Source organism: Cysteiniphilum marinum, from assembly GCF_014857925.1.
Lineage (GTDB): Bacteria > Pseudomonadota > Gammaproteobacteria > Francisellales > Francisellaceae > Caedibacter > Caedibacter marinus.
This window is the reverse complement of sequence record NZ_JACYVZ010000002.1, coordinates 158,124-174,313: the sequence shown is the minus strand read 5'-3', so window position 1 is coordinate 174,313 and position 16,190 is coordinate 158,124. Positions and strand designations below refer to the sequence as shown.

The window sequence follows — 16,190 nt, the reverse complement described above, 5'->3', positions numbered from 1 at the left end:
CCAATGAAATATAAAAATTTACCTTTTAAAGCGTCTGATACTGTTTTAGTTACGGGGGGTGCGGGTTTTATCGGCTCCAATTTGTGTGAAGCATTGCTTAAAATAGGTGTGCAAGTTAGATGTCTTGATAATCTATCAACCGGTAAAATAGAAAATGTCAAATTATTTGAAAGCCATGCTAGTTATACCTTTATACAAGGTGATATAAGGAATCTTGAAACTTGCCTAAATGCTTGTGAAGATGTTAAATATGTCTTACACCAAGCAGCATGGGGTAGTGTTCCAAGAAGTATTGAAATGCCTTTGGTGTATGAAGATATTAATGTCAAAGGGACATTAAATATGCTGGAAGCCGCAAGGCAATCAAATGTTAAGAAATTTATTTATGCCTCAAGTTCGTCTGTTTATGGGGATGAGCCTCATTTGCCTAAAGTCGAAGGTAAGGAAGGTAATGTCTTGTCTCCTTATGCCTTTACTAAAAAAGCAAATGAAGAATGGGCTAGATTATATGCTAAAGTTTATGGTTTAGATACTTATGGTATGCGCTACTTTAATGTCTTTGGCAGAAGGCAAGATTCAGATGGTGCTTATGCGGCAGTTATTCCTAAGTTTATTAAGCAGCTTCTTGATGATCAGGCGCCAACGATTAATGGTGATGGCAAGCATTCGCGAGATTTTACATACATTGAAAACGTGATTCAGGCAAATTTAAAGGCATGCTTTGCGGACAGTCAATATGCTGGAGAGGCCTTTAATATCGCTTATGGTGGTCGAGAATATTTGATTGATTTATATAACGTCTTATGTCAAGCCTTGGATAAAGATATTAAGCCGATTTTTGGACCTGAGCGAGCAGGAGATATTAAACATAGTAATGCCGATATAGCAAAAGCTAAAAAAATGTTTGGTTATGATCCTGAGTATGACTTCATGAAGGGTATTGATGAGGCAATCGAGTGGTATAAAGCTTCATTTGCAAAATAATGTTATGTTATTTTGGGTAAGAGCGGGGTTGTTAAGCAATGTATAACAAACAAATTTTTAGCAAGCTAAAACTATTTGCAGCAACTTCTTCTGCGCAATATGTCAGTATGCTCGTTGGAGTATGTGGTTTAATTATTACCGTTGCAAAATTTGGTGTGTATGGCAGAGGTGAATATGCTGTTGCTTACTCCATAGTATCTACTTTTGGGTTATTATTTGGTTGGAGTTTAGGGCGATCAGCAATTTATTTTATTAAAAATACCAAACTGACTGCAAAAGAATTTTTTGTCTCCCATTTAATTTCGATAATGCTGTTGTTTTTGCTGTTAATGGTAAGTGCTATTCTAATATTTCTAATGTTTTTATGGTTGCTCCCTAGCTTTAAAGGTGATGTGGAACCATTGTATTTAATGATTATGTTAGTGTCATTACCCTACACTATGTGGCAATTTTGTGGAACATTTTTCTATGCACAAGTTTCAAAAATTGGTGTTCAAAGCATTGTTGTTGTCATTAATAGAGTATTATTGTTGATATTGTTAGTTATCTTGATTTATTGCTACGACTATAATCTGGTATGGTTATTTATTATTTTTTCTGGTATTAATTTACTGAGTTTTCTAGTTGAGTTATTGATATTTTTTTTCCTTATTAGACCGAAGTGCCGGATTAATCTAGCATTTATGATAAAGCTGGTAACTAAAGGGGGGGTAGTCCATTTAGATTCAGTTTTTGGCACTTTTATATTTTCGACGAATGTAATCTTTGTCAATTACGTGTTGGGGACTGAAAGTGCAGGAGTGTATAGTATAGTAATACAATTTCACTCTCTACTTTTCATTTTGCCAACAGCTGGTTTAATGCTAATGCAAAAGGAATTAGCGGTGATGGGGTTAAAGTGTGTTAGGAGAGATTTTCTTCTGTATTTTTCTGCCTGTATACTTCTTGTGCTTATGTCGATCCCATTTGTTTACTATGCAATTTATTTGATTTTTCTATTAAGTGATAAACAAAGCGGGCATCAATTGGAAGTTTTTTATTTATTTCTCGGTATTCTTCCTGCGTTTTTGTTAATGTCAGCAACGCAGATATTAAACCCAGTCTTGATATATCTTAATAAGATTAATGAATTACTTAAATATACGCTCATCTTAAGCGTTTTTAATATTGTTGTCCTTGTTATTTGTTTAAAATATATAGGATTGTTTGGTAGTGTTCTTGCAATAACTACAACAAGTTTTGCAATGCTTTTGGTTTACTTCTGGCTTTTGAAGTTATATAAGAACAATTTAAAAAGTATCGGGCAGGTTTATGAAGAAAAAATTACTGATTATTAGTTATCATTATGCGCCCATGTCGTCATGTCAGAGCAATAAATTTGAACTATTGATACCTTATCTGCAGAAAGAATATCAGCAAATTGATATCTTAACTTCATTACATAGAGGGTTGGAGCATCATGAGTTAGTTGATAACGTCAATGTACATCGCGTAAATCACAACGCTTTGGTGAGAGACTATCAACCCAAACAATTACAGGAGATACAAAATACTTTGCCTGTGAAAAAATCTAGATTGAAGACGATGATAAAAAAGGCATTTCACTTTTTCATGTGGCCAGATTTTGCTTTTCTGTGGATTAAACCAGCTAAATCTAAAGCCATACAATTACATCAAGCCAATCATTATACGCATGTGATATCGTTGTGTTATCCATTTAGTTGTCACCTAGTTGGCTATGGTTTGAAAAGAAAATTCTCAGAGATAAAGCTTCATCTAGATTATATTGACCCCTTTTCTTTATTGATGGCGCATGAACAGCCATCAAACAATGTTAGGTTATATGGATGGCTTAACCGATCGATGGAGCGTAAAGTAAATAGTCGGGCTAATAAGGTGTTTGTCAGTGCAGAGGCCTATGCAAGTATGCAAACCTATGACTCAGTGTCGAACGTTCAGGTTTGTGCTCCTTGGTTAACCATTTCAAGAGGAGATTACCGTAACTCAGAATCTTATGACTTTAAACATAACGGCACGAAATTGTTGTATATAGGCACATTTTTTAAATCCATACGAGACCCAAGTTTTGCGTTGACTGTGCTAAGCAAGTATTTAGAGACTAATCAAAAAGCTTTTTTTGTTGGCGATAAGGTTGATTGTGATGATGTATGTCGAAAGTTTGAATTAGGATTTCCAAATAATTTTTCAATGTACTCACAGGTGGGCAAATCCACTGTTTTATCGATGATAAAAGGATGTGATGTATTAATCTTTATTGATAATTTAAGCGCTAAGCAACTACCAAGCAAGATACTAGAATATCTATATGTCAAAAAAAGAATACTCTTTTTTGCAAAAGATAGAAAGGCGCCAACCTACCAATTTTTATTGAGAGAAAATTTAATTGGAGATCATCTTTATTTTATTTTTGAAACAGAGAGTAAAGAGCTCAATATGGATGATATTCAGCATTTTTTGACACGAGAAAATATAGTTTTTCCAGATTTTCCTGATAAATTATATCCCGAAAATATAGCAAGAACATATGGGTAATATATAGAGTATGTGCGGAATAGTAGGAATTGTAACAAAGCACCCAAATGAGAGGCATGTTGCAAAATTAAAAAGATCTATTGATATGCTTAAGCATCGCGGACCTGATGATGATGGTATATGGGCTAAAGATAATGTTTATTTGGGGCATGTGCGCTTGTCTATCCATGATTTATCAGTGGCAGGTCACCAACCGATGTTGTCGCACTGTGGCAGGTGGGTTATCGCATTTAATGGTGAAATTTACAACTATTTAGATTTAAAGAATACATTATCTAAAGATATGTCTACGTCATTTCAAAGTGACACTGATACTGAGGTTCTTGTTAATGCAATTGCAGTTTGGGGTATAGAGACCACCTTAAAAAAAACTACGGGTATGTTTGCGTTTGCATGCTGGGATAGATATGAAAAATGCTTATATCTAGCAAGAGATCGTTTTGGTGAAAAGCCTCTATATTATGGTCATGTGGCCGACGATTTTGTTTTTGCCTCAGAGCTTAAAGCAATACAGGTAAATTATATTGATGCACTTGAGATTGATCAAAATGCCTTAGTTGACTACATGAAGCTTGGCTATGTACCAACACCGCAATCTATTTACAAAGGAATTAAAAAATTATCACAAGGAAGTTATCTTTGTGTTAAGGAATCAGGTGAGAGTGAGATCATCAACTACTGGAGTGCAAAGGATGAAATCAGTCAGACACCAGCTTATCAAGGGAGTTTTAAACAAGCTAAAGATGATGTGGAAAGGTTGTTAAAAGAATCGATCTCCTTACAGCTAAGCGCAGATGTTCCCGTGGGTGCTTTTTTATCTGGAGGCGTTGATTCATCGCTTGTTGTTGCAATGATGCAATCTATGAGAACAAGCAAAGTGAATACATTTAGTATTGGTTTTGCGCAAAAAAAATATGATGAGGCTCAATACGCGCTTGCTGTTGCTAAACACCTTGGTACACAGCACACTGAGTTATATATCTCAGAAAAAGAAGCCTTGGATTTAATCCCTAGGTTAGCGCATATTTATGATGAACCATTTGCTGACTCTTCACAAATCCCCACTTACTTAGTTAGTAAATTGGCAGCTAAATCCGTTAAGGTGTCTTTAACTGGTGATGGAGCAGATGAGTTATTTGGTGGTTATACTAGACATTGGCAAGCGCCTTTTATTAAACATAAACTCGTAGACAGTGCTTTTTATAGAAATGTGCTAAGATTAACACCTAGTAGTTTTCTGACTTATGCCCAGCAGACAAAATGGCATAAAATTGCGGAGCAACTAGAGCGTTTAAAGAAACTTGATTTCAAAGGAAATGAATCTTTATTTTCGATCTATAGTGCATTGCTTGCACAAAATTTTGCCTATGAAGACTTGGTGATGAGAGTAGGTTTTGATCAAAAAGATCAGCCTTCTGAGCCTCTATTGGAAAAAACATTAGCAGAGCAAATTATGTATTGGGATAGTCAGCGCTATATGATGGATGACATCTTAACAAAAGTTGATCGCAGCGCTATGGCAAATTCGCTAGAAACACGAGTTCCATTTCTAAATCATCACCTTTTTAAGTTGGCGTTTAGTTTGCCGCTTAGTTATAAAATCAATAATAAAAAAGGGAAAGTAATACTTAAAGACATACTGTACCAATATGTACCACAGTCATTGGTTGAGCGTCCTAAAATGGGCTTTAGTATTCCTTTAGCTCATTGGCTTAAAGGTGAGTTAAAACCGATGGCAGAGTATTATCTATTTAGTAAGAAATTAACGCAAACTAATATGATTAATATGAATTTAACTCATAATTACTGGGCAAAGTTTCTAGCAGGGGAAGATAAATATCAAAATATCATATGGAATATTTTGATATTTTCTCAATGGTTAGAAAAATGGCATTAAAGGCAGAGGAATAATGAAAACCCTACATATATGCGCTATCTTTCATGATGTGTCAAATGGGCCATCGTTTTCTGTGCCTGCAATGATAAAAGCCTTAAATGAAAACGGTGTTGTTAGTGATTTAGTTAATCTAACGCATCAACGTGCTAATCCGTCAATTACTAAGAAGTATGCTTTTAAGTATTTTGATTATAAGGATTTTTCATTTAAATCTATGCAAAATTATGATCTTATCGTGTTTCATCAGTTTTGGGAGAAGCAGTTTATTAGTTTATCAGCGAACTGTTTCCTAAGAAGGCTTCCTTACATTGTCGTGCCAAGAGGCTCTTTAACTAAAAATGCCCTGAAGCGCAAGTGGTATAAGAAGTTGTTGTTTTCACCACTTTACTTTTTATTCCTTGCTCGAGCAAAGAAAATACATTTTTTGACGGCACAAGAAAAAAAGATGTCAATTTATTTTAGAAAAGCAAACTTTACTATTCCAAATGGAATTGAAATTCCTAAAACGAGTAAATTAGATCAAAAAGTACAATTAGCAAAGAAAATTTTGTATTTAGGGCGACTTGACCCTTATACAAAAGGGCTAGATAGTCTTATATATGCTGTAAGTGAAATTAAGGAACAACTCAGAGAAGCTGGTTATACTTTGGAAATGTATGGCTCGGATGAACCTAAAGGCGGTAAAGCTTTGCTTGAGAAATTAATATTAGAACTTGGCGTTGATGATTTAGTGAAGATACATCCTCCAGTGTATGGTAGGGATAAAGAGCAAGTAATTTTATCATCTAGTTTTTTTGTGTTGGTTTCAAGATTTGAAGGACACCCCATGTCGGCGATTGAATGTTTATCCTACGGTTTAGCCGGAGTCGTGACTAGAGAAACTAATATAGCTGAGTGTATTGAGAGCTATGGCTGTGGATTCGTTGTTGCAGATACAATAAGTGAAGCAGTCTTAAAGGGAATAACCTTGACTTTTGAGGAAAATATGGTTATTTCGATGAGAGCAAAAGAACTTTGTGAGCAAGAATATTTATGGGGTAATATTACAAGAAAAATAATTAAGAATTATTTAAAAGGTAGCAAATGAACTTTTTTGTGCTGATATTGTATATATTTGTTTTGATTTCATCATTTCTGAATAAAGATGTGTTTTCTCCTACAAAATTTTATCTTTTATATTTTTTTCTTGGATTTAACCAGTTGTTTGTCAATATAAACTTACACTTTTATGTGTACCTTTACGGAATTATTTTTATTTTGTTTGGATTTATCATGATTTTTTTAGAGTTGCATTATTTAGCAAAATGTAGTGTAAAGCATGAGATTAGTATCAAGCATTCAGAAACAGAAATAGAAATCCGTGCCATAGTAAGGCAACTTAGTTTGTTGTTTATTTTTATTACTTTAACTTATATTTTCTTAATTATTATGCAATTTGGAAGTTTGTCCAATTATATATCAAGTATAGCTTTGAGAGTTCAGGAGTGGAAGGGGCTTGGTTATATTACTATTGTGAGAAGCTTTATATTTTTAATTAGTTTCGTAATATTTATATTGATTTTTTTTGATAAATCTTCTGGAGGGCGGAAAAAATACTTTTGGTGTATTAGTTTTATTCTTCTGTTATCCGGAGCTATTGCATTTAGCTCTGGTTCAAGGGGAGATTTTTTCAGATTAATATTATTTATAATTATCTCATGTCATTATTTTATTCGACCGATAAAAATTTGGGAGTATATTGTAGCCGCTTGTTTAGGAGTTATAGTGCTTAATGCCTCTGTGGTTATGCGTGATAATTTATCAGGAGTTTTGACTGGCTCTGTGGGTTTGGAAACAATAATTAACAAAATGATGGATAACTATAGTCAAGCCTCCTCTATTCAAGGGAATTACGGTGTTACTCCATTGAATATCATATATGAACATGATTTTGATAATTTACAATATGGTATGACTTATGTTTCAGCCATAACAAATTTAATTCCTAGAGAGATATTTCCTGCTAAGCCAGAAAGTGGAGGGACAGTGTTGACTCATATAATACACAAAGGAGATCTTACTAGCGCTTATAGTCCGGGTGTTATTGCAGAGGGAATTTTAAACTTTGGATACTCCATTGGTCCAGTGTTTGGTTTGATACTACTGTTTGTAGTGAATTATATTTTAGTTTATATATATATAAGATTCAGACTAGCTTTGAGAGCTAGATTTAGTTTACCGATTGTAGATTGGGGAGTGCTTTATTTATTTAGTGTTATGTTATGTGCATTAATGTTTTACTCTGAATTTACCGCATCTATAGGAACCTTGTTAATCTTTGTGTTACTTTATGTGATTTTAAGAATACTGGTATTAAAAAAACATCTCAGAAATAAAGGAGAATCATAAAATGTTTAAAAATAAAACTTTATTAATAACAGGCGGCACAGGCTCATTTGGCAATGCTGTCTTGAGAAGATTTTTAGAAACGGATATTGCTGAGATTCGCATCTTTTCGCGTGATGAAAAAAAGCAAGATGATATGCGTAAATCATATAATTCACCAAAGTTAAAATTCTACTTAGGTGATGTCAGAGATATTAACTCGATTCGTGATGTGATGCGTGGAGTGGATTATGTATTTCATGCTGCAGCATTAAAGCAGGTGCCTTCATGTGAGTTTTATCCGATTCAGGCAGTGCAGACAAATGTCTTGGGCACCGAAAATGTATTAAACGTTGCTATCGAGAATAAAGTTAAAAAAGTAATTGTGCTTAGTACAGATAAAGCAGTTTACCCAATTAATGCAATGGGAATGTCCAAAGCATTGATGGAGAAGGTCGCTGTGGCTAAATCACGCAATCTTGATGAAAATGTCACAACAATTTGTTGTACGCGTTATGGTAATGTGATGGCATCTCGTGGTTCTGTTATTCCATTATTTATTGATCAAATACGCAATAATAAACCAATTTCAATAACAGACCCGCAAATGACGCGTTTTATGATGAGCCTTGATCAAGCTGTAGAGTTAGTTTTATTTGCATTTGATAATGGCCACAATGGTGATATTTTTGTACAGAAAGCGCCTGCTGCAACCATAGAGTTGTTAGCAAAAACGCTAAGAAAGCTACTTAACGCGCCAGATCATCAGATCAAGATCATAGGCACACGCCATGGTGAGAAGCTCTATGAGACATTGCTAACTCGTGAAGAAATGGTAAAAGCGATTGATCTGGATGGGTATTACCAGATTCCTGCTGATGGGCGAGATCTTAACTACGATGTCTATTTTGAGGAAGGTGCTGAGGTGGTGACACAGGCTGATGAGTATCATTCACACAATACACATCGCTTGAATGAAAAAGAGCTTGTCAATCTGCTATTTAGTTTGCGTGAGATTCAAGAAGATTTACAAAGTTTAGGAGTTGTAAAATGATGGAAAGCACAAAAGCAGCAAAAGCGGAAAACGTGGGAAAAGCGAAAAAAGCAATGAAAGTAATGACTATTGTTGGCACACGTCCGGAGATTATCAAGCTAAGTCGTATTATTGCTGAGCTTGAAAAACAGATGAATCATGTTTTGGTGCACACGGGGCAAAATTTTGATTATGAGTTGAATGAAATATTTTTTAATGAAATGGGGATTAAAAAACCTGATTTCTTTTTAGATGCGGTAGGCGAGAGTACTGCACAAACAATAGGTAATATAATCTTTAAAGCGGATGAAGTGATTGCTGAAGTGAAACCGGAAGCCATTTTGCTCTATGGTGATACCAATAGCTGTTTATCGGTTATTGCTGCAAAGCGTCGCAAGATTCCGGTATTTCATATGGAGGCGGGAAATCGCTGCTTTGATGAGCGTGTGCCTGAGGAATTAAATCGTAAGATTGTTGATCACCTAAGTGATATTAATCTGCCTTTAACGGAGCATGCGCGAAGATATTTAATTAATGAAGGCATTAAACCTGAAACCATTATTAAATCGGGTTCTTGCATGCAGGAAGTATTACAGTTTCATCGAACGGATATTGCAGAGAGTAACGTATTAGATCGTTTATCATTAACTGACAAGGACTACTTTGTATTAAGTGCGCACCGCGAGGAAAATATCGACTCAGACGTAAACTTTCAGCATTTAATCGAGACGTTAAATGCTTTAGGTGACTTCTATGGTAAACGGATTGTTTTTTCAACACACCCCAGAACAATGAAAAAAATACAAGCGCTTGAGGCTCAAGTATTAAACCCATTGATTGAAATTATGAAGCCGCTAGGATTTTTTGATTACATTAAACTACAACAACATGCATTTTGTACCATTTCGGACAGTGGCACAATAGCTGAGGAAGCGTCCTTATTAGGATTCCCAGCGATTACAATTCGCAATGCGCATGAACGACCTGAAGGGATGGATGAAGGTGTTTTGGTTATGTCTGGGTTAAGAAAAGAAAGAGTGCTGCAATCTGTAGAGATTATTACATCGCAATATGCACAATATGGCGCAACAAGAGTTGTAGCAGACTATGATGCCCCGAATGTTTCCACCAAAATGGTGCGCATTATCCAAAGCTATACCGATTATATTAACCGTACTACATGGAAGAAAAGCGTATGATCAAGGTTTTGGTGATTGGGGCTGATGGTATGCTTGGACATTTGCTTGTGCAATACCTAAGAGAAACTGCTAACTATGAACTATTTACTGTCTCAAGAGCATTTAAAAATGAATCCCATCATTTTCAGCTTGATGTTTATGAACGTGAAAAGCTAGAGAAGCTAATCGAAAACATAGCACCAAACTATGTGATTAACTGTGTTGGTGTGCTTGTGCAAGACGCACAAAATCACCCAGATAATGCAATATATGTTAACGCTTACTTTCCGCATTTCTTAGATAGACTTTCTCAAGCATTTAACTATAAGCTTGTCCACATATCCACAGATTGTGTGTTTGATGGTAAAAAAGGCGGGTATACAGAAGTTGATGTCCCTAATGAAACAAACTTTTATGGTCGCTCAAAGGCTTTAGGTGAGGTTGTTAATGATCGCAACTTAACCATTCGCACGTCAATCATTGGTCCTGAGATAAAAGCGCAAGGTGTTGGATTATTCCATTGGTTTATGCAGCAAAAAGGGGATATCCAAGGTTTTAGCAAGGCAATCTGGTCGGGTGTTACTACTTTGGAGCTTGCCAAGTTCATTCATTTCTTAATGCTGAATCAGCTACCACTTAATGGTTTAATTCATTTGGGTAATAATCAGCGTATATCAAAGAAAGATTTATTGTGCATTTTTCAAACAGTATTCAATAGGCGTGATGTTAATATTCACGATAATGCGGTGTTTGAGTCAGATAAAAGCTTTATAAGTACGCGCAACGCTACGGATTATATTGTTCCTGATTATGAGATTATGATTGTTGAAATGCAAGACTGGATTGAGAAACATAATCAGACTTATCGTATGTATCTTAAAAACTAATGCATGCTGTTTGACTTATTGAGAGTTGATTTTATAAATGAAGATACTAATTATCACCGATGACTATTTACCAAAGAGTAAAAAAGTCTCAGCTAAGATGCTGCATGAGTTAGCGTGTGAATTTCATAAGTTGGGACATCAGGTGTGTTGTGTTACGCCAAATAACTATGATGACCCTGCGCATGAAGTGATTAATGAAATAGAAGTATTTCGCTTTAAAACGGGAGCGGTTAAAAATACAGGAAAATTGAAGCGTCTAATTAATGAGCTAAGATTCTCAAAGAAAGTTTGGAAGCTTGTTAATAAGAATAATTTAAAGCCTGATGCAATCGTGTATTATTCACCCTCCATTTTCTTTGGTAAAGCAGTGATAAAGCTTAAAAAGCACTTCTCCATTCCAAGCTATCTGGTGTTAAGGGACTTTTTTCCACAGTGGACCATAGATCACGGTATGATTAAGCAGCAATCTCTTATAGCAAAGTTTTTGCGATATTATGAAAGTGTTAATTATCAAGCTGCTAGTTACATTGGTGTGATGTCACCAGAAAATTTAAGTTGGTTTAACAATTACACTGATAAACGTTATATAGAGAATTGTAGTGTGTTATATAACTGGGTTGATACGGACTCTTTAGATAATATCATACCGAATATTGAGTTTAGACAAAAATATGCTCTTGAGGATAAAGTGATCTTTATTTACGGTGGTAATATTGGCTTTGCGCAAAATATGCAAAATGTGGTTAATTTAGCTCACCAAATGCGAGCATATAGTCAGGCACGTTTTGTTTTGATTGGACAAGGTGATGAATATCAACTGGTTGCAGACGCAATTAAAAAGTTTGAGTTAAACAATATATTATTGCTTCCAGGCGTTTCCCAGAAAGAGTACTTTTCAATCCAGAAAATTGCTGATGTGGGTTTGTTCTCTTTGCATAAAGATCATAAAGCTCATAATTTTCCTGGTAAAATATTGGGTTATTTGAGTCAACCTTTACCGGTGTTAGGATCAGTTAATTTCGGAAATGACTTGATGGAGCTCATTAACGAAAGCAAGTCTGGTCTTGTTTCCCTTACAGGTGATGACAGTGTGTTGTATGCTAATGCTGTTAAACTACTGGATAAGCGATGTCGTCAAGAATATGCCATGAACGCAAAAAGGCTGGCAAAATCAGTCTTCTCGGTTGAGTCTGCTGCAGAAAAAATTCTAGATGTTTTTGTTGAAAAGAAATCTAAAAGTTAATGACTTGCTTGCAGTTATTCCTGAATTTGAATGATTATTTCTAGGATCATCTTTAGGCTTTTTGATAGATCATAGTGGTTAGCGATGGAATATTAACTTCTGTTTTATTATGATAACCAAAGTTATCACAACCTAGGTTATTATAATTACAAAGCTTTATAATCGACAAGATGGGCTAACTAGCTCTTTCGGCAAAAGCAGAAAGCAGATAAGTTAAACAGAATAAGCAAAAATTGAATCGAGACAAATAGATATTAAAGTCACACAAGCTAGTGAGTTATTATGATGGATATGATGTTGAATATAAACTATCATCACTTGGCGATATTGATGAACTCCTTAAGTAGGGAAAAGGCAAGAATATGAAAAAACTCCCGATTGGTATTTCAAGTTTTGAGAAAATTATTAATGAAAACTATGTTTACATCGATAAAACCAAACATATTGATCAGCTGGTGAACAAGGGTGCGGGGCGTTATTTTCTATCGCGTCCTAGACGCTTTGGTAAATCGTTACTGATTGATACCATTAAGCATGCTTTTGAAGGGAGCAAGGAATTATTCAAAGGGTTACACCTTGAAAATAACTGGGACTGGCAAACAACTTACCCTGTATTGCACTTTAGTTTTGGTGAGGGAAATATATCAAGCCCACAAGCCTTAGATGAGAAGATTAGTGTATTTTTAGATGCTTACTATGAGCGTTATAATATTGAGCAACCTTATAGTGAGATCAGTAGCAAGTTTTCTTATCTTATTAATACACTTGGCAATAAGTATCAGCAGGTGGTTATTCTAATCGATGAATATGATAAACCGATCTTAGACAATATTGATAACAGTGATCTTGCTATAGCGATGCGCCAGCGTTTAAAAAATTTTTATAGTGTGATTAAAGCGCAAGATGAATATATTAAGCTTGTAATGCTAACTGGGGTATCTAAATTCAGTAAAGTTAGCTTATTTAGTGATTTAAATAATTTAGACGATATAACCTTAGATGCTAAATATGCTGATATTTGTGGTTATAATCAAGCCGAATTAGTCGAGACTTTTAACGAGCATTTGCAGCAAGGTAAAGTAGATTATGACCTATTAAGGAGCTGGTATAATGGTTATAATTTTGCAGGAAGTGAAAAACAAAAAGTCTATAATCCTTTTGATATCTTATTATTTATAAGTAAAGATTTTCATTATCGTAATTATTGGTTTGAAACAGCAACACCAACATTTTTAGTGAAAATGGTGCAAAAAAATCACTATTTTATCCCTGATTTTGAGAATGTTGTGGTCAACGAGCATTTGTTGAGAACCTTTGATGTTGATAATATGCCGATTGAAACACTTTTATTTCAGACGGGATACTTAACGATTAAAGAAATGTTTCTCCGTGGGCATGTCATTGCTTATCGGTTAGGGTATCCAAATTATGAGGTCAAATATAGCCTTAATAACAGCCTGGCAACGATAGCGACAAATGACAGTAAGAAAAATCAAGTAATAGATCACATGATTAGCGCTTTTGAAAAAAATGATTTCGAGCGCTTAGGTGAAATTATATGTAGTCACTTTGCAAGCATTCCACATGATTGGTATCGCAATAATGATATTGAGAGGTACGAGGGATTTTATGCCAGTATTGTCTATAGCTTTTTGGCAGCGCTTGGCTATGATTTAATTGCTGAAGATGTGACAAATCACGGGAAAATTGATTTGACACTTGTGATGCCAGATAAGGTGATGATTATTGAGTTTAAACTACAGAAATATGGTGATGCCAAAGAGGCTGTTGCTCAAATTAAATCACGTCAATATGCACAAAAATATGCGTCTTATAATAAACCAATTTATTTAATTGGGATGAGTTTTGATGACAAACAGCGCAATATGGCAGATTTGTGGGTTGAAAAAGTGTGAATGTTAAAGAAGGTTTGTGATTAAATGAAAGCAACAACTATTTTTGGTTTAACCGCTAGTCAGTTTGTTGAGCTAATGTGTATTCTAGATAAAAATAAAGCATCTCTTAACGAGGTGGTTTTATTTGGTTCAAGAGCAAGAGGTGACTATAAGCCTGCTTCAGATATTGATCTAGCAGTTGATTATAAAGCTAACACAATCAGCTTAGACCAGCAATTTGAAGAAAGCACTTTACCTTTCATAGTTGATATTGTTGATATCAAATTATGCAGAGATAAAAAAATATATCAGCATGTATTGTCAGATGGTATTATGCTGATCAAGAATCATCTTGAAGAGAAAAATTGGATGTCATTGGCGTTATTAAATGAGAAGCTGGATGATTTTAATTCGGCTTTAATGCGTTTAGAAGAGGCGATTGAAAAAGATATATATAAAGATGATATGTATTTAGATGCTACGATCCAGCGGTTTGAATTTTGTTATGAGCTTTGTTGGAAATTGATTAAAGCTTATTTAAGGTATGTTGGGATTGATGTTAACAGTCCAAGAGCAGCTTTCCGTGAGGCGTTTAAAGAAGGATTGATTTCTGAAGTTAGTATCTGGCTTAAGATGCTTGATAAAAGAAATCTGACATCACATACTTATCACGAGGATATGGCAAAAGATGTTTATTATGCCATTAAAGATGATTTCTATGATTTGTTGGTGGGATTTAGGGATAAGATATCGATTTTAGTGAAAGAGTTACTTAAGTAAACGGAATATCAGTTAATTTTTTAAAAAGTAAACTAATATAACTAAACCGTGGGCAAGCTCAGTGCTTTTAGTATATACTGCAGCGCCATAGGAATTTATTTAATTGATCTATATGAATAAATCATCGCTGATTGCTTTTATTTTAGAGACTCTTATGTTTTTATTATTTATATGGGCTTATGAGTATATCTGGAGCTTAAGTCAGGAGAGTTTTGTGTTTATGCTTGTGATTTTCTGCTTCAGTTGGTTATATCGCTATCAACGTTCTAGCATGCTATTAGAGTACTACACACATATTATTATTGTGACAATCTTTTTCTTTATTATTATTTCTTTGGTCACGGTGGTTTTGCGTAAAGCATCACATGTTTTTTTAGTGGGCAGTTGTGCCATTGCTAGTTGGTTCTTGGTGGTTACACTTGCTCGCTTTGTTATTATAAGAGCATTTGGTCATCCTTACCGTATTTTAGCGCACTCACATTTACTATCGAGGCTTGCATTAAGTCATAAAGTTAAATTAATCTCAAAAGATAAGGTTATTCCAAAAGATTTGAAGCGCATTGATGCAATTGTCGTAGATAGGCATTTTTATTATGAAAATGATTGGAATCAGCTCATCTTCCATGCAAGTCAACATGACATTCCTGTGCTAACTTTAAGTGCCTATGAAGAGCTAATCGAACAACGCTTATCCTTAACACAATTAAATGAAAATTGGATGTACGCAGGGTTTAATATTCCACTATGGTATCGGTTTTTTAAAAACATATGTGAGTTTTTGTTTGCGTTATTATTGCTACCATTATTACTTGTCGTTTTTGCTGTGGTTTCGTTGGTCATTATTGTCACTATGGGACGCCCTATATTTTATATGCAGTCAAGAATGGGCTTTAATAATAAACCATTTAAAGTATATAAATTCAGATCCATGGTTAAAAATGCAGATGTAGATGGCGAAACAGTAGCCGGAGATATGCGTGTCACCAAATTTGGGGCATTTATGCGTAAATTTAGAATCGATGAGTTACCGCAGTTTTTGAATATTCTTAAAGGTGATATGAGTTTAATTGGGCCGCGCCCTGAGTGGGTGGAAACTGCGCGACAATTTGAAAAGGATATCCCTTTATATCGACTTCGCCATATTGTTAAACCTGGTATCACAGGTTGGGCACAAGTAACACAAGGACATACTATTGGTGCAGATGGCAATTATGAGAAGCTGCAATATGATTTATATTATGTAAAGCATTATTCACTCATGATGGATCTGAAAATTGTTATGAAAACGATTTATACCATTTTGACTGGCTTCGGTGCAAAATAATCAAAACCTTTCATTGCATAGTTGTCTTTAATTCATTATATTTTTGCCAGTG

At 34.8% G+C, this 16,190-nt stretch carries 13 protein-coding genes; all 13 read left to right on the top strand.

Annotated elements, in window-relative coordinates; translation table 11 throughout:
- Nucleotides 1-3: 3 nt before the first annotated feature.
- The gene (locus IE867_RS02020; protein ID WP_192483105.1) at nucleotides 4-984 is read left to right on the top strand and encodes an SDR family oxidoreductase; all 981 of its coding nucleotides are present in this window, start codon (nucleotides 4-6) and stop codon (nucleotides 982-984) included.
- Nucleotides 985-1,022: 38 nt separating this feature from the next.
- Nucleotides 1,023-2,321 (top strand): oligosaccharide flippase family protein, encoded by a 1,299-nt coding sequence (locus IE867_RS02015; RefSeq protein ID WP_192483104.1) that lies wholly within the window; start codon nucleotides 1,023-1,025, stop codon nucleotides 2,319-2,321.
- Complete coding sequence (locus IE867_RS02010; RefSeq protein ID WP_192483103.1) at nucleotides 2,296-3,537, top strand: glycosyltransferase family protein; 1,242 nt, start codon at nucleotides 2,296-2,298, stop codon at nucleotides 3,535-3,537. Before IE867_RS02015 ends, IE867_RS02010 begins: the two co-directional genes overlap by 26 nt.
- A 10-nt stretch (nucleotides 3,538-3,547) precedes the next feature.
- On the top strand, nucleotides 3,548-5,434 hold the full coding sequence (asnB, locus tag IE867_RS02005) for an asparagine synthase (glutamine-hydrolyzing) (RefSeq protein WP_192483102.1): 1,887 nt from the start codon (nucleotides 3,548-3,550) through the stop codon (nucleotides 5,432-5,434).
- A gap of 13 nt (nucleotides 5,435-5,447) precedes the next feature.
- A complete protein-coding gene (locus IE867_RS02000) occupies nucleotides 5,448-6,521 on the top strand; it encodes a glycosyltransferase (RefSeq protein WP_192483101.1) in 1,074 nt (357 codons plus the stop codon).
- Nucleotides 6,518-7,822: an O-antigen polymerase gene (locus IE867_RS01995; RefSeq protein WP_192483100.1), complete on the top strand. Its 1,305-nt coding sequence runs from the start codon at nucleotides 6,518-6,520 to the stop codon at nucleotides 7,820-7,822. The genes IE867_RS02000 and IE867_RS01995 overlap by 4 nt, the downstream gene beginning before the upstream one ends.
- 1 nt (nucleotide 7,823) lies before the next feature.
- Nucleotides 7,824-8,852: a polysaccharide biosynthesis protein gene (locus IE867_RS01990; RefSeq protein WP_192483099.1), complete on the top strand. Its 1,029-nt coding sequence runs from the start codon at nucleotides 7,824-7,826 to the stop codon at nucleotides 8,850-8,852.
- On the top strand, nucleotides 8,849-10,030 hold the full coding sequence (gene wecB, locus IE867_RS01985) for a non-hydrolyzing UDP-N-acetylglucosamine 2-epimerase (RefSeq protein ID WP_225629920.1): 1,182 nt from the start codon (nucleotides 8,849-8,851) through the stop codon (nucleotides 10,028-10,030). The genes IE867_RS01990 and wecB overlap by 4 nt, the downstream gene beginning before the upstream one ends.
- Nucleotides 10,027-10,896: a dTDP-4-dehydrorhamnose reductase family protein gene (locus IE867_RS01980; protein WP_203249614.1), complete on the top strand. Its 870-nt coding sequence runs from the start codon at nucleotides 10,027-10,029 to the stop codon at nucleotides 10,894-10,896. Before wecB ends, IE867_RS01980 begins: the two co-directional genes overlap by 4 nt.
- A gap of 37 nt (nucleotides 10,897-10,933) precedes the next feature.
- Complete coding sequence (locus IE867_RS01975) at nucleotides 10,934-12,139, top strand: glycosyltransferase family 4 protein (protein WP_192483097.1); 1,206 nt, start codon at nucleotides 10,934-10,936, stop codon at nucleotides 12,137-12,139.
- A 362-nt stretch (nucleotides 12,140-12,501) separates the two neighbouring features.
- Entirely contained in the window at nucleotides 12,502-14,055 is a 1,554-nt protein-coding gene (locus IE867_RS01970) for an ATP-binding protein (RefSeq protein WP_192483096.1), read from the top strand.
- A 24-nt stretch (nucleotides 14,056-14,079) separates the two neighbouring features.
- Nucleotides 14,080-14,814 (top strand): HI0074 family nucleotidyltransferase substrate-binding subunit, encoded by a 735-nt coding sequence (locus IE867_RS01965; protein WP_192483095.1) that lies wholly within the window; start codon nucleotides 14,080-14,082, stop codon nucleotides 14,812-14,814.
- 112 nt (nucleotides 14,815-14,926) lie between these two features.
- On the top strand, nucleotides 14,927-16,138 hold the full coding sequence (locus IE867_RS01960) for a sugar transferase (RefSeq protein ID WP_192483094.1): 1,212 nt from the start codon (nucleotides 14,927-14,929) through the stop codon (nucleotides 16,136-16,138).
- Nucleotides 16,139-16,190: the final 52 nt, after the last annotated feature.